General features: G+C 27.8%; 34 protein-coding genes. 15 read left to right on the plus strand and 19 right to left on the minus strand.

Annotated features, from left to right (window positions below; translation table 11 throughout):
- The first annotated feature begins 7 nt into the window (after positions 1-7).
- The 4 genes from pelA (at position 8) to FIA58_RS09085 (ending at position 6015) form a co-directional block, all read left to right on the plus strand.
- The gene (gene pelA / locus FIA58_RS09070; protein WP_208022786.1) at positions 8-2002 is read left to right on the plus strand and encodes a pectate lyase; all 1995 of its coding nucleotides are present in this window, start codon (positions 8-10) and stop codon (positions 2000-2002) included.
- On the plus strand, positions 1989-2759 hold the full coding sequence (locus FIA58_RS09075) for a rhamnogalacturonan acetylesterase (protein WP_140962166.1): 771 nt from the start codon (positions 1989-1991) through the stop codon (positions 2757-2759). The genes pelA and FIA58_RS09075 overlap by 14 nt, the downstream gene beginning before the upstream one ends.
- The gene (locus FIA58_RS09080; RefSeq protein WP_140962167.1) at positions 2756-3670 is read left to right on the plus strand and encodes an alpha/beta hydrolase; all 915 of its coding nucleotides are present in this window, start codon (positions 2756-2758) and stop codon (positions 3668-3670) included. Before FIA58_RS09075 ends, FIA58_RS09080 begins: the two co-directional genes overlap by 4 nt.
- A 191-nt stretch (positions 3671-3861) precedes the next feature.
- Positions 3862-6015, plus strand: a complete 2154-nt coding sequence (locus FIA58_RS09085) for a T9SS type A sorting domain-containing protein (RefSeq protein ID WP_140962168.1) — start codon at positions 3862-3864, stop codon at positions 6013-6015.
- 52 nt (positions 6016-6067) lie between these two features.
- Here the strand turns inward: FIA58_RS09085 and FIA58_RS09090 are convergent, their stop codons facing one another.
- The gene (locus FIA58_RS09090; protein ID WP_140962169.1) at positions 6068-6370 is read right to left on the minus strand and encodes a hypothetical protein; all 303 of its coding nucleotides are present in this window, start codon (positions 6368-6370) and stop codon (positions 6068-6070) included.
- Between the two features lie 142 nt (positions 6371-6512).
- Between FIA58_RS09090 and msrA the strand changes: the two genes are divergently transcribed.
- The 5 genes from msrA (at position 6513) to FIA58_RS09110 (ending at position 8789) form a co-directional block, all read left to right on the plus strand.
- On the plus strand, positions 6513-7196 hold the full coding sequence (gene msrA / locus FIA58_RS09095) for a peptide-methionine (S)-S-oxide reductase MsrA (RefSeq protein ID WP_140962170.1): 684 nt from the start codon (positions 6513-6515) through the stop codon (positions 7194-7196).
- Between the two features lie 7 nt (positions 7197-7203).
- Complete coding sequence (locus FIA58_RS21630) at positions 7204-7554, plus strand: peptide-methionine (R)-S-oxide reductase (protein ID WP_208022787.1); 351 nt, start codon at positions 7204-7206, stop codon at positions 7552-7554.
- The gene (locus FIA58_RS21635; protein WP_208022788.1) at positions 7526-7696 is read left to right on the plus strand and encodes a peptide-methionine (R)-S-oxide reductase; all 171 of its coding nucleotides are present in this window, start codon (positions 7526-7528) and stop codon (positions 7694-7696) included. Before FIA58_RS21630 ends, FIA58_RS21635 begins: the two co-directional genes overlap by 29 nt.
- Before the next feature lie 612 nt (positions 7697-8308).
- Complete coding sequence (locus FIA58_RS09105) at positions 8309-8515, plus strand: hypothetical protein (protein WP_140962171.1); 207 nt, start codon at positions 8309-8311, stop codon at positions 8513-8515.
- Between the two features lie 67 nt (positions 8516-8582).
- Positions 8583-8789 carry a hypothetical protein gene (locus tag FIA58_RS09110; protein ID WP_140962172.1) on the plus strand — a complete coding sequence of 69 codons (207 nt, stop codon included), beginning with the start codon at positions 8583-8585 and terminating at the stop codon, positions 8787-8789.
- Positions 8790-8804: 15 nt separating this feature from the next.
- On the opposite strand, the gene FIA58_RS09115 is transcribed toward FIA58_RS09110, so the two are convergent.
- The 17 genes from FIA58_RS09115 to FIA58_RS09195 form a co-directional block, all read right to left on the minus strand.
- Complete coding sequence (locus FIA58_RS09115; RefSeq protein WP_140962173.1) at positions 8805-9089, minus strand: hypothetical protein; 285 nt, start codon at positions 9087-9089, stop codon at positions 8805-8807.
- 1 nt (position 9090) lies between these two features.
- Positions 9091-9507 carry a hypothetical protein gene (locus FIA58_RS09120; protein ID WP_140962174.1) on the minus strand — a complete coding sequence of 139 codons (417 nt, stop codon included), beginning with the start codon at positions 9505-9507 and terminating at the stop codon, positions 9091-9093.
- A gap of 6 nt (positions 9508-9513) precedes the next feature.
- Positions 9514-9750 carry a hypothetical protein gene (locus tag FIA58_RS09125; protein ID WP_140962175.1) on the minus strand — a complete coding sequence of 79 codons (237 nt, stop codon included), beginning with the start codon at positions 9748-9750 and terminating at the stop codon, positions 9514-9516.
- A 162-nt stretch (positions 9751-9912) separates the two neighbouring features.
- Positions 9913-10476, minus strand: coding sequence for a lysozyme (locus FIA58_RS09130; protein ID WP_140962176.1), 564 nt, complete (start codon positions 10474-10476; stop codon positions 9913-9915).
- The gene (locus tag FIA58_RS09135; RefSeq protein WP_140962177.1) at positions 10463-10690 is read right to left on the minus strand and encodes a hypothetical protein; all 228 of its coding nucleotides are present in this window, start codon (positions 10688-10690) and stop codon (positions 10463-10465) included. Before FIA58_RS09135 ends, FIA58_RS09130 begins: the two co-directional genes overlap by 14 nt.
- 379 nt (positions 10691-11069) lie before the next feature.
- A complete protein-coding gene (locus tag FIA58_RS09140) occupies positions 11070-11501 on the minus strand; it encodes a hypothetical protein (protein ID WP_140962178.1) in 432 nt (143 codons plus the stop codon).
- Positions 11502-11503: 2 nt separating this feature from the next.
- Complete coding sequence (locus tag FIA58_RS09145; RefSeq protein ID WP_140962179.1) at positions 11504-11740, minus strand: hypothetical protein; 237 nt, start codon at positions 11738-11740, stop codon at positions 11504-11506.
- Positions 11741-11763: 23 nt separating this feature from the next.
- The gene (locus tag FIA58_RS09150; RefSeq protein WP_165928886.1) at positions 11764-11910 is read right to left on the minus strand and encodes a hypothetical protein; all 147 of its coding nucleotides are present in this window, start codon (positions 11908-11910) and stop codon (positions 11764-11766) included.
- A gap of 29 nt (positions 11911-11939) precedes the next feature.
- Entirely contained in the window at positions 11940-12230 is a 291-nt protein-coding gene (locus tag FIA58_RS09155; protein WP_140962180.1) for a hypothetical protein, read from the minus strand.
- Positions 12231-12246: 16 nt separating this feature from the next.
- On the minus strand, positions 12247-13074 hold the full coding sequence (locus FIA58_RS09160; protein ID WP_140962181.1) for a hypothetical protein: 828 nt from the start codon (positions 13072-13074) through the stop codon (positions 12247-12249).
- 19 nt (positions 13075-13093) lie between these two features.
- The gene (locus tag FIA58_RS09165; RefSeq protein WP_140962182.1) at positions 13094-13936 is read right to left on the minus strand and encodes a hypothetical protein; all 843 of its coding nucleotides are present in this window, start codon (positions 13934-13936) and stop codon (positions 13094-13096) included.
- A gap of 2 nt (positions 13937-13938) precedes the next feature.
- Complete coding sequence (locus tag FIA58_RS09170; protein WP_165928887.1) at positions 13939-14082, minus strand: hypothetical protein; 144 nt, start codon at positions 14080-14082, stop codon at positions 13939-13941.
- Between the two features lie 81 nt (positions 14083-14163).
- A complete protein-coding gene (locus FIA58_RS09175) occupies positions 14164-16122 on the minus strand; it encodes a hypothetical protein (protein WP_140962183.1) in 1959 nt (652 codons plus the stop codon).
- 328 nt (positions 16123-16450) lie between these two features.
- The gene (locus FIA58_RS09180; RefSeq protein WP_140962184.1) at positions 16451-16726 is read right to left on the minus strand and encodes a hypothetical protein; all 276 of its coding nucleotides are present in this window, start codon (positions 16724-16726) and stop codon (positions 16451-16453) included.
- The gene (locus FIA58_RS09185) at positions 16726-16971 is read right to left on the minus strand and encodes a hypothetical protein (RefSeq protein WP_140962185.1); all 246 of its coding nucleotides are present in this window, start codon (positions 16969-16971) and stop codon (positions 16726-16728) included. Before FIA58_RS09185 ends, FIA58_RS09180 begins: the two co-directional genes overlap by 1 nt.
- A complete protein-coding gene (locus tag FIA58_RS09190; RefSeq protein ID WP_140962186.1) occupies positions 16958-17191 on the minus strand; it encodes a hypothetical protein in 234 nt (77 codons plus the stop codon). The genes FIA58_RS09185 and FIA58_RS09190 overlap by 14 nt, the downstream gene beginning before the upstream one ends.
- Complete coding sequence (locus tag FIA58_RS09195) at positions 17178-17471, minus strand: hypothetical protein (protein WP_140962187.1); 294 nt, start codon at positions 17469-17471, stop codon at positions 17178-17180. Before FIA58_RS09195 ends, FIA58_RS09190 begins: the two co-directional genes overlap by 14 nt.
- A gap of 395 nt (positions 17472-17866) precedes the next feature.
- On the opposite strand from FIA58_RS09195, the gene FIA58_RS09200 reads away from it, so the two are divergent.
- The 4 genes from FIA58_RS09200 (at position 17867) to FIA58_RS09215 (ending at position 20471) form a co-directional block, all read left to right on the plus strand.
- A complete protein-coding gene (locus tag FIA58_RS09200) occupies positions 17867-18232 on the plus strand; it encodes a hypothetical protein (protein ID WP_140962188.1) in 366 nt (121 codons plus the stop codon).
- Between the two features lie 113 nt (positions 18233-18345).
- The gene (locus FIA58_RS09205; protein WP_140962189.1) at positions 18346-18954 is read left to right on the plus strand and encodes a YqaA family protein; all 609 of its coding nucleotides are present in this window, start codon (positions 18346-18348) and stop codon (positions 18952-18954) included.
- A complete protein-coding gene (locus FIA58_RS09210; protein ID WP_140962190.1) occupies positions 18951-19220 on the plus strand; it encodes a DUF3817 domain-containing protein in 270 nt (89 codons plus the stop codon). Before FIA58_RS09205 ends, FIA58_RS09210 begins: the two co-directional genes overlap by 4 nt.
- A gap of 12 nt (positions 19221-19232) precedes the next feature.
- Positions 19233-20471 (plus strand): mechanosensitive ion channel family protein, encoded by a 1239-nt coding sequence (locus FIA58_RS09215; protein ID WP_140962191.1) that lies wholly within the window; start codon positions 19233-19235, stop codon positions 20469-20471.
- On the opposite strand, the gene FIA58_RS09220 is transcribed toward FIA58_RS09215, so the two are convergent.
- Complete coding sequence (locus FIA58_RS09220) at positions 20468-20863, minus strand: acyl-CoA thioesterase (protein ID WP_140962192.1); 396 nt, start codon at positions 20861-20863, stop codon at positions 20468-20470. The genes FIA58_RS09215 and FIA58_RS09220 overlap by 4 nt on opposite strands.
- A 139-nt stretch (positions 20864-21002) precedes the next feature.
- On the opposite strand from FIA58_RS09220, the gene FIA58_RS09225 reads away from it, so the two are divergent.
- Both FIA58_RS09225 and FIA58_RS09230 read left to right on the plus strand, forming a co-directional pair.
- Positions 21003-22259 carry an OmpA family protein gene (locus FIA58_RS09225; protein WP_140962193.1) on the plus strand — a complete coding sequence of 419 codons (1257 nt, stop codon included), beginning with the start codon at positions 21003-21005 and terminating at the stop codon, positions 22257-22259.
- Positions 22260-22348: 89 nt separating this feature from the next.
- On the plus strand, positions 22349-22741 hold the full coding sequence (locus FIA58_RS09230; RefSeq protein WP_140962194.1) for a glyoxalase: 393 nt from the start codon (positions 22349-22351) through the stop codon (positions 22739-22741).
- Positions 22742-22743: the final 2 nt, after the last annotated feature.

Genomic DNA, 22743 nt, shown 5'->3' on the forward strand with positions numbered 1-22743 from the left:
TACAATTATGAATTATATAAAAACAACAATAGTATTTTTTACCCTATTATTTATGACGCAATTGAATGCACAAGTTCATAATAAATCATGGAGAGATATTATTTATAAAAGTGAGGATTCTTGGTTTGCATCAAATGAAGCTAAAGAAATTGCAGAAAATGTTTTGTTATACCAAAGAGATATTGGTGGTTGGCCCAAAAATATTCAGATGCAAAACAAATTAGCAGCAATTGATAAAACAGCATTACAACTATTAAAAGCTAACAATAAAGACATCACTACAGATAATGGAGCGACTATTCAAGAAATGTATTTTTTATCAAAAATGTACAAACAAACTCCAGATGAACGTTATAGAAAAGCTTTTCTTAAAGGAATAGATTATGTTCTAGAAGCACAATATGAAAATGGAGGTTGGCCCCAATTTTACCCTCTAAAAAAAGGATATTACACACACATCACTTATAATGATGATTCTATGGTAAATATTCTAAATCTTTTAAAAGAAATTAAAGATAAAACAGATGCTTATTCCATAAAACCTAGTGATGCCATTGTTTCAAAAGCTAGAATAGCATTCTACAAAGGCATTGATTGTATTTTAAAAACCCAATACAAACAAAATAATGTTTTAACCAGTTGGTGTGCGCAACATGATGAAAAAACCTTATTACCTGCAAAAGCAAGAGCTTACGAATTACCTTCTTTGAGTGGTTATGAATCAGCTAATATAGTGTTGCTGTTAATGGATATTGAAAATCCTTCAAAAGAAGTGATAACGGCAATAAATGCTGCTGTTACTTGGTTTGAAAAAGTTAAAATCACTGGTTTAAGAGAAGAAAAAATCTATAACGAAAAAGGAAAAGTTAGTGATAAGATGTTATTTGCAGATGAAAATGCTAAACCACTTTGGGCTCGTTTCATGGAATTAGAAGACAACAAACCTTTCTTTTGTGATCGAGACGGAATCAAGAAATATTCAATTGATGAAATAGGAGAAGAGCGAAGAAATGGCTATGCTTGGTATGTTACAAGTCCAGAAAAAGTTTTGAAACAATATCCAAAATGGAAAGAAAAAAATGGAATTGCAGCTTTAAAACAAAAAGAAGAAGATAAATATTATGTAGTTGTGGCCCAAGATGGAAGTGGAGATTATCAATCCATTCAAGAAGCTATTAATAATTCAAAAGCTTTTCCTTATGATAGAATTACAATTGCTATTAAAAATGGAATTTATAAAGAAAAAATAAAAGTTCATGAATGGAATAGAAACATTTCATTAGTTGGTGAAAGTAAAGAAAACACCATAATTACTTATGATGATTACTTCAACAAAGTAAATTTAGGTAGAAATAGTACCTTTTACACCTATACTTTATTAGTGGAAGCCAATGATATCATTCTAAAAAACTTAACCATTGAAAATTCTTCTGGTGATATTGGTCAAGCTGTTGCATTATCTATATTTTCAGATAGAGTAGTGGTTGATAATTGTAAAATTTTAGGCAATCAAGATACATTGTATGCTTCAGGAATTGGCAAACAATACTATAAAAATTGTTATATAGAAGGTACAACGGATTTTATTTTTGGAAGTGCTACAGCCTATTTTGAAAATTGTGAAATTCATTCCAAAAAAGATTCATACATAACAGCAGCTTCAACACCAAAAGACGCTAACTTTGGTTATGTTTTTAAAGATTGTAACTTAACCTCAAATAGTGAAACGAATAAAGTCTATTTAGGAAGACCCTGGAGAATTTATGCCAAAACAGTTTTCATAAATTGTTCTTTAGGAAATCATATTTTACCTGAAGGTTGGCATAATTGGTCTAAACCTAACGCAGAAAAAACTAGTTTTTATGCAGAATATGAAAATAGAGGAGAAGGTTCAAATGCTAAATCTAGAGTTTCTTGGTCAAATCAACTTAACAAAAAAGAAGTTAAAAAATATACACTAACAAACATTTTAGGTAATTCAAATTGGTATGAAAATTTATAAATTATTCATTTTAAGTGCATTTATTCTTTTTGGATGTAAAAGTTCAGATGTAACTAAATCTGACAATCCAAAAGTCACAATTTATTTGATTGGTGATTCAACCATGGCTAACAAAAAAAATCCAGAAGAAAATCCTGAGTTTGGTTGGGGACAAGTTTTACCAGATTTTATGACAAATAATATCAGTATTAGTAATCATGCTGTTAACGGGAGAAGTTCAAAAAGTTTCCGTGAACTTAAGCATTGGAAAACAGTATTAGATTCTTTAAAATCAGGTGATTATGTGTTTATTCAATTTGGTCATAATGATGGGAAAGATACTGATCCAAAACGATATACAAACCCACAAACCTCATATCGTTATAATTTAATGCAATATGTTGAGGAAACAAGATCAAAAGGAGCTATTCCAGTTTTGTTTTCTTCTATAGCAAGAAGAAAATTTAACCAAGAAGGTGTTTTATTAGACTCACATGGAAATTATACTTTAATTGCAAGATTAGTGGCTCAAGAAATGAATGTCCCTTTTATTGATATGCAATATTTAACAGAGCAAATGGAAATAGCATATGGAGTTGAAGAATCTAAAAAATTACATCTTCATTTTGAAAAAGGTGAAAATAACTATTTTCCTGAAGGAAAAATCGATGACACTCACTTATCAAAACTAGGAGCAAATGAAGTTGCTAACTTAGCCACAAAAGAATTAGCTAAAAAAGTACCTGCTTTAGCCAAATTTATCAAAAATAGCAAATGAAATTCTTTAAAAACATAGTAGTTATAATCTTATTTCAAATGACATTCAATTTGATTGCACAGTCTTATGAAGTCAATCTTTGGGAAAAGGAAATCCCAAATGCCATAACTAATTCAACTTATGAAGAAATTCGATTTTTTGAAGATTCTATTTTGGTCAAGGTTAGCCAGGTTAAAATACCAACACTTACCATTTTTAAGCCCAAAAATCCAAACGGAACAGCTGTTGTAATTTGCCCTGGTGGTGGTTATCTTCATTTAGCCATAAATAAAGAAGGTTATAAAGTGGCAGAATGGTTGAATTCATTAGGAATAACAGCTGTAGTTTTAAAATACAGATTGCCTTCATATAAAATAATGAAAAATAAAAGTATTGGACCTTTACAAGACGCTCAAGAAGCTATGAGATATGTAAGAAAAAATGCTAAAAAATGGAATCTAGACGAACATAAAATTGGCATCATGGGATTTTCTGCTGGAGGACATTTGGCATCAACTTTAGCTACAAAATACGATAAAGCTGTTTATAATATAACTGATTCAACAAGTGCTAAACCAGACTTTTCTATTTTAGTTTACCCAGTAATTTCAATGGAAGAAACAATAACTCATAAAGGCTCAAAAACGAATTTATTAGGATTAAATCCTTCAAAGAAATTAGAAAATTTATTTTCCAATGAAACTCAAGTTAATTTACAAACACCAAAAACTTTTATAATTCACGCAACAGATGATAAATCAGTTCCTGTAGAAAATAGCATAAATTATTACTTAGCTTTAAAAAGCAATAAAGTTTCAACCGAAATACACGTATATAAAAAAGGAGGACATGGTTTTGGTTTAGGAAAAGAGAATACGTCACTATTTTGGACTACAGATTGTGAAAATTGGCTAAAAGACAATCAGTTATAATAAAAATTATTTATTAATATTTTTTCGTAATCGATTAAATAATTGTTTTTTAACAAAAAATATTTATAACAACACTTAAAATGAAATTTGATTTTTTTAATAAATCATTTCCAAGAAGCGGAATTCCCTGATAGAACTACTTGAAAACAGTAATTATACATTTTTTTAAACAAACAAACAGAAAAAACATCATGAAAAAATTTTTATTTCTATTTTTGATAAGCTTAACAAGTATATCAACTTTTGCAACCAATTATTATGTTGCAACCTCAGGTAGCGACTCCAATTCAGGAACACTAAGTAGTCCTTTTAAAACAATTACAAAAGCAATTAGTGTCGTTTCAGCAGGCGATTATATTTATATGAGAGGTGGTCTTCATTCCATTTCTTCTTCTCCAATTGTAATTACTAAGAATGGTAGTTCTACATCAAAAATAAGAGTATTTGCTTATGGAAGTGAAGTACCTGTCCTTCGTTTTAATAACTCAGAAGGAGATTCTAATAGAGGAATAGTACTTGATGGAGATTATTGGCACTGGAAAGGAATAACAATCGAAAGAGCTGGTGATAATGGAATGTTATTATCGGGAAGTAATAATACAATCGAAAATTGTATTTTCAGAAATAATTTTGATACAGGGTTACAACTTAGCAGATATAGTAGTTCTGCAACAAATATTAGTCAATGGCCTTCAAATAATTTAATTTTAGGTTGTGAATCCTATGACAACAGAGATAGTGCTAATGAAGATGCTGATGGATTTGCGGCTAAACTAACTGTTGGAACAGGAAATGTTTTTAGAAATTGTATCTCACATCACAATATTGATGATGGGTGGGATTTATATACAAAATCAGACACAGGTCCTATTGGTATTGTTACTTTAGAAGGATGTATTGCTCATAATAATGGGATATTAACCACAGGAGGTACATCAGGTGGTGGTGATAAAAATGGATATAAATTAGGTTCATCTGCTCATCAAATTAATCATATTGTAAGACGTTGTATTGCTTATAAAAATGGCAAACACGGATTTACAGATAATGGTAATATTGGTGCAATTGAGTTTACCAATAATACTTCATATGATAATGATGGCTACAATTGGCATACAAGAGATGGTGCAAGTCATATATTTAGAAATAATATTTCTTTTGAAAATAGTACAAATGACCGCTTGAGAGGTAATACTTTAGCTCCAAATTCGTTTGTAGGTGCAACAGGTGGTTTTACGGTTACCAGTTCAGATTTTGAAACACTATCAATTGGATCAAATGCAAATCCAACTTCAAATGGGTTTCTTAAGTTAAAATCTGGAAGTGATTTAATCGATGCTGGTGTTACTTCTTCCGGAATAACTTATAATGGTTCAAAACCTGATTTAGGAGCTATTGAATATGGTGGAACAGTAACTCCTCCTGGAAATCCAGAAATTATATTATCAGCTACTGCTGGTAATAGTCTTGTAAATTTAAATTGGACAATAAACAATCTAACAGTAACTGGTTTAGAAGTTTATAGAGATACTGATTCGAATCCTAGTGGAAGAGTACGAATAGCTCAAATTAGTACTTCAACCCGCTCTTATGTAGACAATGGTGTGACTAGTGGAATCACTTACTATTATTGGATAAAAGCAAATGGAAGTGTGAATTCAAATGCAGCTTCAGCAACACCAAATGGTAGCTCATCTGGAGGAGGAGGATCCAATACTGGAAATGAAATTCATAATTTTACAGTATCAGAAAAAAACAGTTCTTTTTATACTATTTCAGGTAATATGAATTCTAATGATGGTTTAGTCAACTATAATGGTTTATCGTTAACCAAAAGATTAAAAATTGAATCGAGTACTTCTATAACTTTTACTGCTTCAAGCAATGCAACACTAACTCTTGTATTTGATTCTAATTTTACAGGAGATATTAAAGTAGATAATGTATCCTATACAGCTTCTTCGGGTACAGCTACGATATCTATTTCAAATGGATTTCATACAATATCTAAAGATGATGTTGCTAATTTGTATTATATTAGTACTGCTTATTCATCTAATAATAATAATAAAATAACTGATGAGATTGATTTAAATGTAAAAACTACAGATCAAATGATTGTATATCCAAATCCATCTCATAATAATGTTTTAAATATAAATCTTTCTAAAATTAATAAAAAAGAAAGTTTATCAATAATTAATATGCTAGGAATAGAGGTATTAAAAGTAAATGATATTACAAATAGAAATACAATTGATATAAGTAATTTAGTCAAAGGAACTTATATCATAAAACATATTTCTGATAGCAATAGTGAAACTAAAACTTTTATTAAAGAGTAGATAGTAACTATTTTAATCTAATAAAAGCCTGATGTATTTTTATATCAGGCTTTTATTTATTCCAAAAACTTAGAGTAACAAATATCGTAATTGAAAATAATCCGACTAAAGAAATAAGGAATAAGTAATCTGCAATATTTTCAAATAACCATTCTTTTTTAGAATTTTCAGTTTTAATTGAAATAAACGAAAATATACTTGAAATGGTCAGTAATAAGGCTACTAATGAAGTAAATTCATCTACAAGAGAATTTTCTGCAAAATTTGTAAGATGTAAAGATGTTATAATGATTAAGCAAAAACCTAATAAATTGGCTGAAGTACTAAGAATATGCTGCGAAGTTTTATTTGCCATTTAATGTTTTTTTAAACTTTAATAACAAAATTACAATTTTATCCTTAAAAAATTAATAGCGTTTTAACGATTAATGTAATGTACTTAACATTTGATACATACATTAATTAGTAATTTTATATTTAATTAAAAAATATATAAAATGAAAAAAATAAAAACCATAAGTTACTTAATTATTAGTTTTTTAGCTCTTAATTGTCAATCAAATGAAAAAAAGAATAACCATTTGATTCATGAACAAAATGCAAAAGAAATAGAAAAAATAGTACAAAAAACAAGCAAAAATTTAGGACAATATGAAACGGCTTACTTTGCCTCTGGATGTTTTTGGTGTGTTGAAGCTGTCTTTGAGAGTGTAAAAGGAGTTAAAGAAGTAGTTTCTGGTTACAGTGGAGGAAGCGAACCTAATCCAACTTATGAAAAGGTGAGTAGTGGTAAAACAGGATATGCAGAAGCGGTTAAAATTTATTATGATCCGAACATTATTTCTTTTTCAGATTTAGTAATTGTTTTTTTTGGTTCTCACGATCCTACAACATTGAATCAACAAGGTCCTGACAAAGGAACACAATATCGTTCGATTGCATTTTATAAAACAGAAACAGAAAAAAAAGTCATCGAAGATTATATTAATAAGCTTAATAGTCAGAAAGTTTATGGTCAAAAATCGATTACAACAGAAGTAAAAATGTTTTCAAAATTTTATGAAGCAGAAGCATATCATCAAAACTATGAATCTTTACATCCAAATAATTCGTATATAATTAATGTATCATTACCAAGAATTAATAAATTTAAAAACAAATTCCCTAATTACCTAAAGTAATAAAATTATGAAACACTTTAAATTAATTTATATAGCATTGATTTGTTGCCTTACCATAGCACAAATATCTTGTAAAGAAGCAAAGGAAACAAGCCTTTCAAAAAAATTTCCAGAAGCATTATCAAAAAAGGAATGGAAAAAAAAATTATCTTCAAATGCCTATTATATTATGGTTGAACAAGGAACAGAGCCATCTTTCAATAATGCGTATTATAATAACCATAAAAAAGGAATTTATGTTAGTGCTGCTACTGGTAAACCATTATTCAGTTCTAAAGATAAATTTGATTCAGGAACTGGTTGGCCATCTTTTACAAAACCAATTTCTAATGATGCCTGTTATTTGGATCAAAGATGAAAGTTACGGAATGGTTAGAGATGAAGTTATAGAAAAAGCAACAGGATTACATCTAGGACATGTGTTTAATGACGGTCCGAACCCAACAGGATTGCGATACTGCATAAATTCTGGAGCACTTAAATTTATAGCAGATAAATAATATAAGCAGGATGAATTCTTGTTTTACATTTTCTATTTTACATAATGTATATTATAGTTCAAATTTTATACATTATTCTAGTTAATTCTTTCTTTATCAAAGATATAAAATTAAGTTCAAAACAAGGAATTTTAACATTTCTTTAACTTTTGAAGTGTTTTTTTTGTAAAATATTGATAAACAATATAGTTAACGGAAATATTTAGGCGTAGTGCGACCCGTAGGAGGACGTAGTTACTAGCGACGTCCTCCATGATTTTGATTATGTTTTAATAGGAAGTAATTATTTTTAATTTATTTTTTTTTCGTTACAAAAGTACGAATTTTCCCAAAAAAGCTAAAAATTAACGCCTTAAAAAGATTTTCTAAAGCTTTGCCACTTATCAGGGCAAAACTTTGAAAAACTAGATTTAAACGTGAATTTTGAGACAGAATTTTGGAAAAATTACGTGATAACGAAGTAAGAAAAAAAAGAAAAATTTAAAAAAAAAGAAAATATCATTTAGACGGGCAAGCCCTGTTTTTTTTTATTTTTTTTATTCAAGTTATTTAAAGCTTTTAAAAAAGCTTAACCAAAAATTTTTAATTATTTATATTGTAAACGTACAGATTATGGAAAAGAAAAGACACACTTGTATTTTATGTAAGAAGAAACGGTTCCAAGAGCATATGAAGTCATTCATTTTTGTATCATGGGTTACACCAGTAAAGAAATCAAGGGTTAAGCATTGGGCATGCAACAAAAATAAGAACTATTTTGAACCTACATGTATAGAAGAACTGCTAAAAACAGACTTTAATCCTGTAATCATGCCTTAATTACCCAGAAAAATGTCCGTTCAGGTCGGACAAATTAGCTTCAGTTAGATAAATAAAACTTAAAATTATGATACAAATTTTCATTAGAGACAAAAAACTCATTAAAATGTTTGAGTTGTACAAAGAAATAAACGGTCATAAAACAAATACAGCTGTTTTAAGACAACTTCTAAACGAAGAAGATAAAATTGTACTTTTAGAAAAGAAAATTGAAATTCTACAGGAAAGAATCAATATTTTGATTTATAAAAACAAAAACCCCCTTACTAAATAGCAAGGGGGTTTAAATCTATTCAGGCGGATACCAAGATTGAACTGTAGTTAATTCTGCGTCATTAAGCGGAATTGTAAAATTAATTTCATAACCTGAAAACGTTTCAGGTGATGAAAAATAATCTATAAAAAGATATGATCTTATAGAATTGTTTTTACCTGAAATTTGAAAGAAAAAATTTGAATTAGAAGCTTCAAAATTATTAAGAACTTTAGGGACTATAGTATAATCCCTATTTGGAAAATGATAGCAAAGTAATTCCTCTAAGAACACTCTACCCTCTGTTTTTTGACAACACATATTAAATAGAATTATTATTATTTTTGGTAGCTCTACCGAAATAAAAAGAAATTACTTGAGTTGAACCAGCAATGAATGAAAAATTAAAATATTGGTTAACAAACTCCCTATTGAGCGGAGGAAATTCAACGAAAATTGCTAAAAATCCAGCTAAAACAGAATTAATTAAAATTACAGCAGATAAGTAATAAACAAATCTTTTTGAAAAAGTATCATTTTGTTTTAATGCCTCTATTTGCATCTTACGAGCGTTTTCCATGTCTTCAAACTCGTTTTGAGAGATTTCCAAAAGCTTCATTTTAATTTCATGTTCGAACGCTTGCTTGACTGATTTATCAGGCACAAAACGGTCTAAAATTTCGGTTATTGGATTTCCTGCCCCAAATAATTTACCTACAAATTGGATTGCTTTATTCATATTATTTTATTGAATTAAAAATTTCATTTTATATCGCTTTATTTTATAAAAATAAGCATCAGCGTAAGAAATAGTGTAGCTTACTGCGTTTTTTAAAGCTTCGTCAAATCTTGACGAAGAAATTAAAGTTTTTTTACCCTTTTTATTTATAAGGTAATATTTTTTAATCCAAGGTTGATTAACCTCAGATTCAACTAAAAAAGTCCAAAAACTGAATTTTTTTCTATAACTCTTTTTTCTCATAAGCTTTATATTTAATTCGTTCATTTTTAGCCTTATAAAAGCTATAACATAAAGTAAAAATTAAAACTAAAAATTGTAAGATTTGATTTACATCTATTAAAGTTATAAATGCAGTTGAAGTAACTAAACCAAAAACTTTAAAATCGTCTGTAAAATAACTCATTATAATATTAATAAAATTGGCAGGAGGTACCATAATTTAAAACTTCCGTTTTTTTTTTCGTTTAAAAAATCATTCGGCATAGTATACGTTAAAACAGAAATTCCATTTAAAAAAATATTTTTTTCATGATCACGTCTTTTTTTCAAACCCTCTAAAACTTTACCTTTTGATTTTATCCAAACTCCAAACTGATTTGAAGCACCGACATAGTCTTTAGAGTTCAATTTTTTAAGCAAAGTAGAATCTTTGTAAGCTCCTACTCCAACATTAAAAATAAAACTCGTTAAAGCATCATACATATTTTGCGTTAATGGTACTTTTGTATATTTTTTAAGACCATTTTGAGCCTCTTTACTATCTACGTCAAGCAAATAAAGCGCCTCATTTTCAGTGATTTCTTGACCTACTTTAACATTCTTTGTATGCCCATAACCTATTGTTAAAGTGCCTTTTACTTGACTTAAAGAAGTTATTTTTGTATTTGGTTGTAAATCATCGTATGCTAAACTTCTAAACTGCTCATAAGATTTTAAATGATTTAAACCGTTATTAGATATTGTCATTTGATTTTGATTTATCAGGTAAAAAATTACCTTTGTGGTTAAAAATGAAATCTATTGGATTAATTTCTTTTTTCTTTACAGTCGCTTTAGGTTTATTCAAAACTTTGATTTTATAAATCAATATAAACGGAGAAGTTAAGACTAAAACTAAAGAAACAAACGGAATTGAGAAAATAATCAATAGAAAAAGAATAATTCCAAAAAAATATTTCATGGATATACTTAATAAAATTAATACATATAAAGCAATAATTAAAATTATAAACGAATCAAAAGACTATTTAATACTTATTACTCCATACGTTAAACTGAATGATGAATTAAAAAAGTGTTTTATCCAATGTAAAACAAAGGACAAAACACTAATATTTAGAGAACAAATAAACTATAATGATTATAAATTTTTACAATCGGTAGGGTTTTCTTTAGTTAGAAATTTTGACCTACATAGTAAAATATACTTAAATCATAATGAAATTTTATTTTCTAGTATGAATCTTTATGAATACTCTATTAATAATAACTTAGAAAGTTCAGTTTTGTTACAACAAAATGAAGTAAAAAAAGAAAGTTTAAAAGTAATAGAAGATATCCTAAAAAATATTCGGAAATAATTTTTGAAGATATTTTCTATCTGATTCAGAATCCATTTCACGCAAAATCCACTGAGTTAAATCTAGCTTTTCTCCAAAAATATCCCAAGTTGAACCACCACCAAGATTACTATAAGCGCGCTCACCAAAATAATAAGAAACAAGCTTATAATTAGCTTCTGTTGAAATATCTTTTAGAACAGACTTAATATCATCTATAGAAGTCCACCAATCTAACCCCATGATCTGAAAGAGACGTTCGCTTAAAGCTTTAGCCTTTTCTTGTGAAATTGTAGCGGTAGCGGTATTTTGATTATTTATATTTGTATCATTATTAGGATTAGGAATAACATAATTAGAATCATGTTCTTTTTTTTTCTTATCACTAGTGAGAAAAAAATATCCTATTACAAGTAAAAAAAAATACATCATAATTAATACATTGAACGTTTAATTAAAACAGGTCTTTGACGTGAATAACTAGAAGATTTTTTACCTTGTTTATAAGCTGTTTTTTTAGCTTTTTTTAACATAGGGTAAACATATTTTTTCATTTGCGCCTTTGTAGGCTTACGGACTGTTTTTTTCTTTTTAGAAGTAGATTTTGTTCCTAACAAAGAACCAACTGTTTTATTCACGCTATTAGCGACCATATCCAAAGGATTTGCCATAATATTTAAATATTAAACTAACATTAGTTAGCTGGTTTATTAATAATTTCTTGCAGATACTCTGCATCGTTTTTTTGAATCCAACGCCTAACCTCTGTTAAAGTAGGTTTAGCGACATTTTTCGATTTTGTAACTTTTTTAGTTACAACAACATTTTTAGGTCTTGCCATAAAAAATTATTTAAAATCAAAAACGAGGACTAATCCTCGTTTTCAATTGATTTATTAATTAAACTTTGCAGATATTCTGCTGAACTAAACTTCATAACTTGGTAACGCAACCAAATAAAAACAACAGGAGAAAAGAGGTAAAAAGCGTTGCTTTTAAAAATCTTCGCATAAAGTTGTTCACCTTTATTTTGACTATCAGGAAGTGCCTTTGTATGAAATGATTGTAAGTCATTAAAAGTACGGTCTAAATCAAACTCCGAATCAAAAGCCCAAGAAAAATACTCCATGTACAGGCGATGGAAAATTTTGAATAAATTCATTTTAAATTGTATTAAATTAAAGTAATAAGAGCAAAGCTAACCAACCAAGACCAACACCGGATGGTTTACTTTCTTTAGGGTCAACCTTAATAGGTATATCAGAACCCGCTACGTTTAAAACAGTTTCGGTTTGACTACCAGTAGTATCTGTACTACCAACATTTGCGTTATCAGCATTTACGTTAACACCACTAGTAACACCTGTACTGTTGGAAACACTACCAATATTTGAATTACCAGTATTTATATTTGAGCCACCAGAACTAACTTTTGGTTTTATTTCGTAAATTGGCATATTTTCATAACGCCAACGAAAAGCACCACCTCTAGCGTAAGGTACGCCACTAGCGATATACAACTCTCCGCTAGTAAAACCAACCTCTTTAACTTCAAAACCTTTATAAACTAAATCCATTACACTAATAAAAAGACTCGCTATAGCTTCCTCTCTCATTTTATGTCCTTTAGCGGAACACTTTACAAGTCTTTGACCACTTATAGCATCAGATTTGTAAGCCCAGATAAATTTCATTAAATTTTGTAAAGTTTCACTATTTGGATTATCCTCAAAACCCGACCATTTCAAAGCAAAAGGAATGTCAGCAACTATATCTTTTTTTGCTTCGGTAGGATTGTAAGAACTATTCCAACAAGATAAATCTAAACCATTTGCAAGAATGTTTGTTAAACCTCCTACAACATTCAAACCAAAACCATCCAAAGCACCTAAAATAGCACTAGGGTCAAGACTTGCGGTTCCGTTAGCAGAATCAATTAAATTACTTGCTCCTGCTGATACTGAACTCCCGCCAACGGCGGAAGTTAAAACACCTACTAACGGCATATTATTTTTATTTTAATTGTTAACGAGAACACCCACAAGAAACGTCTTTCGTTTCTTTAATTAAAGTCATGTTAGACTGATTATGTTCTTCTGTTTTAATAACATAATTTTGAACTATTTTTTCAGTCATAACATACCTAACAACATACATTTCAGTACCAACTAAAGCAGACGGAAGTGTAATTTTAATATTTAAATTATCCAACAATCTAGGAAAGTTAAATAAAGAGAACGGTAAAGCAGTATCTACATTGTAACTTCCTACACCACGCTTAAAGGAATCTAAATAAAGCGTTTGAGCATCATACTCACCCTTAAATTGATTTGAAGCGATTAACAACTGGTCAATAATGACATCCAAAGGATTGTTAAGGTAAACACCCTTAACAAATGAACCTAAATTATAATTATGAACCTTTAAAGTATCATTTAAATAATATTTTTCAAAAATAGGTATATGAGAAGTGACACCCATATCTTGATAGGTAGCCATTTCAATCAAACAAGCATCAACCGCTTGCCACGAATTTTGAATTTCAACAAATAAACTTAAACCATTTTTTAAATTCAAAACTGTTCCGAAAAATAAAGGAATATTGTAAACTCCAGCACCCTTCTGAGTAGCATCCCAATAACTAGGGTCATTTGCTGAAAAAATTTGTAAAATATCTAGCAAATCACCTGAAAATATTTTTTCAATTTCTTTTTTGTCACTTCTCAAAGAAACGACAACTTTAATTTCATCCGTCAGTGTTAAAGCCTGAGCGGTTGCCGTTGACATTTGAAATGATAAAGAAGAAATAGATTCGTTTTCTATTTCATACTGTTTTTTTTCGCCCTTAGCGACTGTTAATTTTTGCATAATTACGCTGTTGTTTTATTTCTACTTAATTTATTAGCCAAATCAGGACTAGCCTTTGCGACTAAATCGACAATTTCGTTACTGAAAAATACACCTGCAATTAAAACTGCAATAGTGATGATCCAAGGAGATTTTAATAATTTCATTTGAATTGTTATTAATTAATAATTGATATAAACACAATATAATGGCAGATTTTACGAACAATTAAAATGCATGCATTTTTTTTAATAAAGAGTATTCAAAGAAAAATGATTTTCTTTTCGAAGTGCATCAAACGAAATAAGCTTAGGATTATGAAATAATTTTGAAGCGTAAGTTCTATCGATTAAAAAATTTTCGTAATACTTAGCAAAGTCAGTTCTTACATTTCTAAATGAATAAGTAGTTTTTACCGTGTTTTTAAAAATATTAAACTTTTCCAAATCCTTTTTTAAGGTTTTTATAGCAGTTTCTTTTAAAGCTAATTCATGAACTATTAAATCAAAAGCTTTACCTTCATTAAACTTATCTAAAACTATTTTAAGACGTGATGTTTGAATTTTAGACATATTCATATTTCGCTTTTTTGTAGCTGTTAATTTCTGATAAGCTGTTTTTCCAAAAGCTTTAATGTAATTTTTTGCTTTTCGCTCAGCTTCTATATTATACTTTTCAATAAGTTCTATAGTAGTATTAGTTTGTTCAACTTCCTTAATCTGAAAAAAATCTATTTCCTCTTTAAAACGCTTAAAAATCAATTTAAATAAGTCATCACTAAAACTAGCCTCTTTACTTTCAACAATATTAGCTTTAGACCAATTTAATTTAAATTCCATTAAATCCATAAATCCTAAGCTTTGTTCGTGTTTTTTCAATTTTGCATCTGTAAATAAAAAAAATTCATGTTTTTTATGTAGAGATTTATCTATGATTTTATATTCTTGAAACATATCTTTGGTTATATTATTAATAACCTTAAATTGTCTAGCACGTTCTTTATTTCGTTGTAAATGCATATTATATCTACCTACTAAATTATAGGACTTCTTTAAAAATTTCCAATCAGGACAATTTTTGCGAAACACTTCCCTTTTATAAAGCGTACTCAAATATGTGTTAGTAAAACTCATTTCATATCTTAAAATCTTATTAGCTTCCTGCACTAAACTAGAAGTTTTAAATACTAACAAACTTTCAAATTCTTTAATAAATTGCTGATGCTCATTTGTAAGTACGTAAGTATTATAAAAGTCAAAAATACAATCCTCAACCTTACCCTGTTTTTGCTCATAAATCTTTTCAAAATGAGCTCTAAAAATCATTTTTGCAGGCAATAAAAGTTTAGAATTAGAATCAAATTTATCTTTATTTATTGCTTGTATTTTTTTAAAATCTGCATGCATAAATTCAGCGCCTTTGTGATAAATCTTAAAGTAAAATCCATCAGTAGAATGGCGAAAAGCAAAGGACGTATCATAATCTTGTTTTATTACGGTGTTTTTTTTAACTCTAGAATGGTATATTTTTTTTTGCGCCAAAAGATAATCAATAGCCATTTCTTTACTGGCGAAAAATTGATTATAACAGAGGTCTAAACGTTTAACTTCAACATCTTCTAATCTAAAGAGATTAAAGTTTTGAATACCAAGTAATACTGATAAATCTTGAAAAAAAGTACTAATAAATTCTACTAAACGGATTCTTAAATCCTTTAGTTGTCCTTCAAATTCTCTAATAAAAAAAGGGTTTTTTCGGTATCGTTCACTTTCAATATTAGGGACAAATTGAGCTATGTTATGACCGTAAAAATACTTAGGTATTGAAAGTTCAAATTTTAAAGTATCAGTGTTTTCATTTACACTAAACTTACACGACGAATCACTTGAAGCGGTTGTTATATTTCCGTGAACAGGAAAAAAGAAAAAATCCTTTTTATCATATGATTCGACTATTGCGCCTTGTCTTTTTTTAACTATACCATAATTAGTAATAGACTTTCGTTTAAAATAATCGTCATCTATATCTTCGACGACACCCTCGTTTATAAATTTACGTGTTCTACTAATGTATTTATTCTCATAATCGAGTAAACGCTCATAAAGTAATCTATTAAATTCATTTACATATTTACGACCTCTATGCGCGTTTAAATCGATTTTATCTAAATTAACATTATGTAGTAAAAATGTTACTGTATCTAACATTATTTATCAAATGAATAAATATACGTTAACCTAGCCATTAAAATAGCATCAATAAACCATAAAAAAAAATGATAAAAATCACCAAAATAAACTGTTAAAAAACTAACAAGAGCAAAAAAAACTAGATTTATATAATATAAGAATTTCATAATTTTATTTTTTAAATTTTATTTTTGGTTTCCAAACTCCAATAGCAGAACGAAAAAAAACGTTTTCAGACATATAGCAACAATGTACTGTAACTACTGAATTACAATAATTACAAACGTGTAAAAAGGGAAACCATTTATCAGGATAAAAATCTTGTTTTACTATAACTTTCATAACATTAATAATTTTCAATTAAACAAAGAAGTTCCCATTCATACATGCCAAAAAAAGAAGTAACAGAATTATTTAAATAATACGATTTAACATTAATTTTTTGATGAATAGGTAAATTACAATATAAATCATTTACCAAATGATAAACAGTTAATTCAGGTCTAACAATATCTTTTTTACTAAAAATATAAGCGTCTTTTACTTCTATATTATTCAAATCACTTGTGATCATTAATTGATTATCAAATTCGTTTTTATTTTTATTTTGTTTTTTTTTCATTATAACAATGATTTTATTAATTCTTTATAAAATGAAGCTTGAAATTTAAATTTTCGAAAATAACCATCACGATAACTTTCATATTTTTGTTTTACACTAACAACAACATCAGAAAGAATAGCCGTTTCTGTTGTATAACCGTCTTTTGCTATTAAATAAGTTAAATCATATTTCAAGCCCTGATAATCAATAAATAAGCGTTGACACTCATTTACATATTCCTTAAAGTCTTTAGGAGCGTTCATACTTAAGATATTGAGTTAAATTAAGTTGTTCCATAAATTCTAAATAATAAGTATAGGCTTCTCTTAATTGAAAAGACAAATCCATTATTTCAAGTTTACCATTATGTAAACGGTCATCAATATCATTTAATCTATCTAAAACAATAGTAAAATGCACTCTAGTAATTGAACTGCAAACACCACTAACGATATTATGCAATGTTTCTTTAGTTGTTTTCATTGAAAAATAAGTCGTATCTATAAGTTAATTTTTGTAAAAGCTCTTGAAAATTTTGAGCATGAATAAGTAAATCTATACAGGGGTTTTTTGAAGTTTTTACCTCTGTAAATATCTTGGAAGTTTTAAAAACTGAATTTTCATTTTCATGAAGAATTAAAAAAACTGAATTTTGACTATACTTAAATCTAACAGATAAGGTATTGCCTATTCGAGAAGTTTTAAAGTAAGGAGAAATTTTACGAATAAAATGAGATAAATCAGTAGATTTAGTTTTTCTCATTTTTTTAAGAAATAACTCAAAATCTTTTTTGTTTTGAGCATAAAGAAGTGATTTTTTTTTGCTTTTATTCATAATTGTTTAAGTTATGAATAATGTATAAAATAATTTACATACTGTATATTATAGTTCAAATAATGTACATTAATAATAATCCTTTGATAACACATTTTGCATAATGATTTTAATAACATTCTTTACTAATTTATTAATCAATGAAATATGAACCTTATTATTATTTATCTAAAAGTAATTAAAGTAAATATTATTATAACTAAAAACGCTGACCAATGGGATTATATCTAGAAAAATACTTTTAAAAATAAATAAATAAACCATAAAAAATTGTTTAAAACTGAATAAAATCTTAGATTTGCGTCCCTTTAACTATTACATCTATGGAAAATAAATATGCACAAAAATTAATTGAGAAAATTCAAAAAGAAGTTTTACAAAACAAGTTTGATTTAAACTCAATAGTTTCTGATTTGAAAAAAATTAGAGAATATTCTCTAGAAGAGCAAAATCCTGTGGTAACCAAAGCTTTACGCTTAGCTTATGAACACCTTGAAACTAATGACGCTTTTTTAATTGGAATTCCAGATGATGAACCTATTAACGAAGAAAATGAAATAGAACAAAATATTTCTGAAGAAAATGATATTGAAAGTTTTGAGTATTTTTTATCACTGCTTCACGATTTATCTAAGAAAAACAATTTATTAGATTTAAAAGAATATAATAAAGCTTTTATCGCATTTTAGATAGAACAAAAATAGTATTATTAAAAAGGGTCTTTATTTGACCCTTTTTTTATCTATACTTTAACAATAAACCTGAAAATTCTTAGTAAATTTGCAGTCCTAAATCTTTTTTTATGTCCAAACAAAAAAAATCTAAAGTAAGACTACTTCACCAGTATTACAAGTATACAGGCTTCTATTCCTTTATATGGGAAAATTCAAAAAAAGCCTTACTTCCACTGGCTACAGTTATTGGTATATTGCTTTACATCAATTACCGTGTTATGAGTATTGATGACATGTTATATTACGTTACTCAGAACTTTAGTGATTTATCTATTTTTTCTTTGTTTTTAATATCAGAGAGTATTTTAGGTTTACTACCTCCAGATATTTTTATTGCTTGGACAAAAAACACACAATCACCACTACTCTATTTATCTATTCTAGCGGTACTTTCTTATTTAGGAGGCGTTATTTCCTATTATAAAGGAAGAACTCTTCTTTTAATTCCTAAAATAAATGATTATTTAGAAGGAAAAATGACAAAACATATAAAAAATATGCAAAAATGGGGTGGTTTTTTAATAGCTGTTGGAGCACTATTACCATTGCCTTTTGCTATTGCATGTTTGGCTGCAGGAATGATTAAATTTCCTCAAAAACAGTTCTTTATTTTTGCCTCTCTTAGAGTATTTCGCTTTGTAATTTATGGTTACATTATTTATTCTGCTTTATCATGATAAAATTTTTTAAAATTATTGCATTACTAGAAGGTATTTCCCTTTTAGCTCTATTATTTTTTGCAATGCCAATGAAATATATATTTGGTAATCCTTTATTTGTCAAACATGTTGGTATGGCACATGGTTTACTTTTTATACTTTACATAGCTTTAGCCGTTCTATTAAAAATGGAACAAAAATGGGATATTAAGAAATTTGGTATTATATGCTTAGCTTCAATAATCCCTTTTGGTACATTTTATATCGAAAAAAAATACTTATAATCAATTTGTTTAATGACACTATTTAATTGGGCTTATAAAATTCTTAAAAATTTAGATTTTAGTGAAAACGTTGCTATTTATATAAATCTATTTATAAATCTATTTATTTTAATTTTTATTGCTTATCTATTAGATTATATCTTTAAAAAAATATTAATTGTTGTCCTAGCAATTGTAGCTGCTAAAACAAAATCAAGCTTTGATGATTTTTTAGTAGCTAATAAAACAGCCAAATATATTGCGCACTTAGTTCCACTTATTTTTATTTACAAAACAGTACCTATCATACTTAAAGATTTCTCTTATTGGGAAGTTTTTTTTGAAAAAAGTATTAAAATATACATCATTATCTTAACACTATGGATTATTCGAAGTGTTTTTAATGCGCTAAAAGATTATCTAAAAAACAAACCTAGATATAGTGATAAACCCATAGATAGTTATATTCAAGTTATTATGATAATGCTATGGATATTTGGTATTATCTCTTTTATTTCTGTTCTTTTTAGTATTGGAAAAACTGCTTTTATAACTACATTAGGATCAATTTCTGCAATAGTTATCTTAATTTTTAGAGATACAATATTAGGTTTTGTAGCAAGTATATCAGTATCAGTAAATGATATGGTTCGAATTGGTGATTGGATTACTATGGAGAAATTTGGTGCAGATGGTGATGTTGTTGAAATAAATTTGGCAACTGTAAAAGTTAGAAATTTTGATAACACAACTACCACAATTCCAACTTACAGTTTAATTTCTGATAGTTTTAAGAATTGGAGAGGAATGCAAAATTCTGATGGTCGAAGAATAAAAAGATTTGTACTAATTAAAACCAAATCAGTTAAGTTTATAGATGATGGGCAATTAGAATACTATAAAAAAATACAAAATATCTCTAATTATATCAATCATAGACAATCTGATATTGAAAAATTTAATTTGAATAATTCGATTGATAAATCTCTAATTTTAAATGGTAGAAATCTAACAAATCTTGGTCTATTTAGAAAGTACATTGAAGAATACATTAAAAATCATTCGGGAATAAATAAAGGAATGATGCTTATGGTGAGACATTTACAGCCTACAGAAAAAGGAATTCCTGTAGAAATATATTGTTTTTCTAAAGACAAAACTTGGGAAAATTATGAACATATCATGGCAGATATTTTCGATCACATAATAGCTTCTGTTTCTTATTTTAATTTAGAATTATACGAATTAGATAACAGCATAACTGTAGATTAGTCTTTTTTCTTTAATCGTTCCTCAACAAATTCTACTTTAGTCTTTCCATGTGGTCTTGGTTTTCCAAACTCATCCAAATTTACCATAGTAATAGAATCTACAGTAAGAATTGTTTCTTGAGTCATTTTATTTCTTGCTTTGCACTTTAAAGTTAAAGAAGTTTTTCCAAATTTTATGACTTCAATTCCTAACTCAATAATATCTCCTTGTTTAGCAGAACTCATAAAATTAATTTCAGTCATATGTTTAGTAACTACTCTTGTATTTTCTAATTGAATTATTGTATATAAAGCAGCTTCTTCATCAATCCAGGCTAATAATCTACCTCCAAATAAGGTTTCATTAGGATTTAAATCTTCTGGTTTAACCCATTTTCTTGTATTAAATCTCATCATATTGTATTTAAATATCGATTTAGAAAGACAAAAATAGAATAAACATGACTATTAATTGGTATAATAAGGTACTTTTTATTTTTTATGGTCATAAAAAATCCTTAATTTTGCAATTATTTTAATTATTATAAAAATTATGAAAAAAGTTATTGTTTTTTTATCACTAGCGTTGATGGTTACCTCATTAGGTAATGCTCAAGAGGAAGCTAAAAAACAAGTAGAAATTGATTTCAACAGATGGTCTATCGATTTAAATGCTGGTTTAAGTAAGCCAAGTGCTCCTTTTTCTCCAAATTACTATTCTAGTAATACTAATTTTATTCATGGAGACTTAGGTTTCAGATATATGTTTAATAATAAATTTGGTTTGAAAGTAGATTTTGGTCTAGATTCATTTAAAAACAAATCAGAAAGTTTTGAATTTGAAGGGAAATACTACAGAACAGATTTACAAGGAGTAATCAATTTGGGAAGGCTTCTTACGTTTGAAGATTGGACAAACACAATTAACTTACAAGCACATACTGGATTAGGTTTTGCATACATGACCAATGATAACTTTGATGGAAATGATGATATGACTAACTTTATATTAGGTCTTACAGCTCAATTTAGGTTATCAAATAGAATAGCTCTTAATGCTGACTTTACAATGATTAATAATATAAACCAACAATATACATTTGACGGTTTTGAGGATCCTTCTGTTGCAGCAGACAGAGGTTTTAATAGTACTATGTACAATGCAAGTATTGGCTTTTCGTTTTATTTAGGTAAAAATGAAAAACATGCAGATTGGCATATCCCAAGAAACAAACAATTAGACGAATTAGAAGCACGTGTTGCTGAATTGAAAACAATGTTAGAAGACACAGATAGAGATGGTGTTGTTGACTATTTGGATGTAGAACCAAATACTATAGCAGGTATGACCGTTGATACTAAAGGTCGTGCTGTTGACTTAAATAACAATGGTATTCCTGATGAAATTGAATCTTACATAGATAAGAAGAAAAACAATCAACCAACTACTAGAGAAGAACAATCAATTAAAGACATGATAAATGGTGGTTATATAAATGTATATTTTAATACAAATTCTAGTAAACCAACTAGCTCTTCTTATGATGCTATTCAATTTGTAACACAATATTTAAAATCTAATCCAGATAAAAGTGTTGAAGTAATTGGTTATGCAGATGAAATTGGTCAAACTGAATATAACGAAAGATTATCTGCAGCGAGAGCAACTTTTGTAAAAGATGTTATTGTGAAAGCTGGGGTTGATGCCTCTCGCTTAATTGATGTTGCTAAAGGTGAAGATACTTCTGTGGATTCAAGTTCTGCTTATGCAAGAAAATTAGTAAGAAGAGTTACTTTTAAATTGAAGTAATTAACAATACAATCTTAATAACTAAAAAATAGTCTTCATTTATGAAGGCTATTTTTTTTTAACTTTAATTAATTCTAAAAATTGCTACTATGAAAACTAAAGATGAAGTTATTCTAGAAATTAGAGGAGAATCCATTGGTATGATTACAGCAACTTCAAGTTCTGAAGAAAAATTTCAAAATCAAACCTTACGCCCTATTTTAAAATTTCAAAATGATTTATTCCTAGAAGTTTTTAGAAATTATGCTATAAAACAAAAGGGAGTTTTTTTTACACTAAGCCCTGAAAAGAAAATGAGTTATGTTGAAAATGCAATTCAAAGAGATATTAAATTTAGAAACTCTTTGAAAGGAATGGTTATAGGAATATTTACTATCTCTGAGTACAAAGAATATATCCTAAATTCCTCTAATATTAATAAAAGAATGATGAATTTGCTAATTGAGCGTATCAAAAGTCAAATTCAATTATTCGAAGAATAACG

This window comes from Flavobacterium jejuense (assembly GCF_006491595.2).
Classification (GTDB): Bacteria; Bacteroidota; Bacteroidia; order Flavobacteriales; family Flavobacteriaceae; genus Flavobacterium; species Flavobacterium jejuense.

What these genes read in the sequence shown, in the direction of transcription:
- pelA (WP_208022786.1), top strand. Translation starts at nt 8, where the DNA reads ATGAATTATATAAAAACAACAATAGTATTTTTTACCCTATTATTTATG.
- FIA58_RS09075 (WP_140962166.1), top strand. Translation starts at nt 1,989, where the DNA reads ATGAAAATTTATAAATTATTCATTTTAAGTGCATTTATTCTTTTTGGA.
- FIA58_RS09080 (WP_140962167.1), top strand. Translation starts at nt 2,756, where the DNA reads ATGAAATTCTTTAAAAACATAGTAGTTATAATCTTATTTCAAATGACA.
- FIA58_RS09085 (WP_140962168.1), top strand. Translation starts at nt 3,862, where the DNA reads ATGAAAAAATTTTTATTTCTATTTTTGATAAGCTTAACAAGTATATCA.
- FIA58_RS09090 (WP_140962169.1), bottom strand. Translation starts at nt 6,370, where the DNA reads ATGGCAAATAAAACTTCGCAGCATATTCTTAGTACTTCAGCCAATTTA.
- msrA (WP_140962170.1), top strand. Translation starts at nt 6,513, where the DNA reads ATGAAAAAAATAAAAACCATAAGTTACTTAATTATTAGTTTTTTAGCT.
- FIA58_RS21630 (WP_208022787.1), top strand. Translation starts at nt 7,204, where the DNA reads ATGAAACACTTTAAATTAATTTATATAGCATTGATTTGTTGCCTTACC.
- FIA58_RS21635 (WP_208022788.1), top strand. Translation starts at nt 7,526, where the DNA reads ATGATGCCTGTTATTTGGATCAAAGATGAAAGTTACGGAATGGTTAGA.
- FIA58_RS09105 (WP_140962171.1), top strand. Translation starts at nt 8,309, where the DNA reads ATGGAAAAGAAAAGACACACTTGTATTTTATGTAAGAAGAAACGGTTC.
- FIA58_RS09110 (WP_140962172.1), top strand. Translation starts at nt 8,583, where the DNA reads ATGATACAAATTTTCATTAGAGACAAAAAACTCATTAAAATGTTTGAG.
- FIA58_RS09115 (WP_140962173.1), bottom strand. Translation starts at nt 9,089, where the DNA reads ATGTGTTGTCAAAAAACAGAGGGTAGAGTGTTCTTAGAGGAATTACTT.
- FIA58_RS09120 (WP_140962174.1), bottom strand. Translation starts at nt 9,507, where the DNA reads ATGAATAAAGCAATCCAATTTGTAGGTAAATTATTTGGGGCAGGAAAT.
- FIA58_RS09125 (WP_140962175.1), bottom strand. Translation starts at nt 9,750, where the DNA reads ATGAGAAAAAAGAGTTATAGAAAAAAATTCAGTTTTTGGACTTTTTTA.
- FIA58_RS09130 (WP_140962176.1), bottom strand. Translation starts at nt 10,476, where the DNA reads ATGACAATATCTAATAACGGTTTAAATCATTTAAAATCTTATGAGCAG.
- FIA58_RS09135 (WP_140962177.1), bottom strand. Translation starts at nt 10,690, where the DNA reads ATGAAATATTTTTTTGGAATTATTCTTTTTCTATTGATTATTTTCTCA.
- FIA58_RS09140 (WP_140962178.1), bottom strand. Translation starts at nt 11,501, where the DNA reads ATGATGTATTTTTTTTTACTTGTAATAGGATATTTTTTTCTCACTAGT.
- FIA58_RS09145 (WP_140962179.1), bottom strand. Translation starts at nt 11,740, where the DNA reads ATGGCAAATCCTTTGGATATGGTCGCTAATAGCGTGAATAAAACAGTT.
- FIA58_RS09150 (WP_165928886.1), bottom strand. Translation starts at nt 11,910, where the DNA reads ATGGCAAGACCTAAAAATGTTGTTGTAACTAAAAAAGTTACAAAATCG.
- FIA58_RS09155 (WP_140962180.1), bottom strand. Translation starts at nt 12,230, where the DNA reads ATGAATTTATTCAAAATTTTCCATCGCCTGTACATGGAGTATTTTTCT.
- FIA58_RS09160 (WP_140962181.1), bottom strand. Translation starts at nt 13,074, where the DNA reads ATGCCGTTAGTAGGTGTTTTAACTTCCGCCGTTGGCGGGAGTTCAGTA.
- FIA58_RS09165 (WP_140962182.1), bottom strand. Translation starts at nt 13,936, where the DNA reads ATGCAAAAATTAACAGTCGCTAAGGGCGAAAAAAAACAGTATGAAATA.
- FIA58_RS09170 (WP_165928887.1), bottom strand. Translation starts at nt 14,082, where the DNA reads ATGAAATTATTAAAATCTCCTTGGATCATCACTATTGCAGTTTTAATT.
- FIA58_RS09175 (WP_140962183.1), bottom strand. Translation starts at nt 16,122, where the DNA reads ATGTTAGATACAGTAACATTTTTACTACATAATGTTAATTTAGATAAA.
- FIA58_RS09180 (WP_140962184.1), bottom strand. Translation starts at nt 16,726, where the DNA reads ATGAAAAAAAAACAAAATAAAAATAAAAACGAATTTGATAATCAATTA.
- FIA58_RS09185 (WP_140962185.1), bottom strand. Translation starts at nt 16,971, where the DNA reads ATGAACGCTCCTAAAGACTTTAAGGAATATGTAAATGAGTGTCAACGC.
- FIA58_RS09190 (WP_140962186.1), bottom strand. Translation starts at nt 17,191, where the DNA reads ATGAAAACAACTAAAGAAACATTGCATAATATCGTTAGTGGTGTTTGC.
- FIA58_RS09195 (WP_140962187.1), bottom strand. Translation starts at nt 17,471, where the DNA reads ATGAGAAAAACTAAATCTACTGATTTATCTCATTTTATTCGTAAAATT.
- FIA58_RS09200 (WP_140962188.1), top strand. Translation starts at nt 17,867, where the DNA reads ATGGAAAATAAATATGCACAAAAATTAATTGAGAAAATTCAAAAAGAA.
- FIA58_RS09205 (WP_140962189.1), top strand. Translation starts at nt 18,346, where the DNA reads ATGTCCAAACAAAAAAAATCTAAAGTAAGACTACTTCACCAGTATTAC.
- FIA58_RS09210 (WP_140962190.1), top strand. Translation starts at nt 18,951, where the DNA reads ATGATAAAATTTTTTAAAATTATTGCATTACTAGAAGGTATTTCCCTT.
- FIA58_RS09215 (WP_140962191.1), top strand. Translation starts at nt 19,233, where the DNA reads ATGACACTATTTAATTGGGCTTATAAAATTCTTAAAAATTTAGATTTT.
- FIA58_RS09220 (WP_140962192.1), bottom strand. Translation starts at nt 20,863, where the DNA reads ATGAGATTTAATACAAGAAAATGGGTTAAACCAGAAGATTTAAATCCT.
- FIA58_RS09225 (WP_140962193.1), top strand. Translation starts at nt 21,003, where the DNA reads ATGAAAAAAGTTATTGTTTTTTTATCACTAGCGTTGATGGTTACCTCA.
- FIA58_RS09230 (WP_140962194.1), top strand. Translation starts at nt 22,349, where the DNA reads ATGAAAACTAAAGATGAAGTTATTCTAGAAATTAGAGGAGAATCCATT.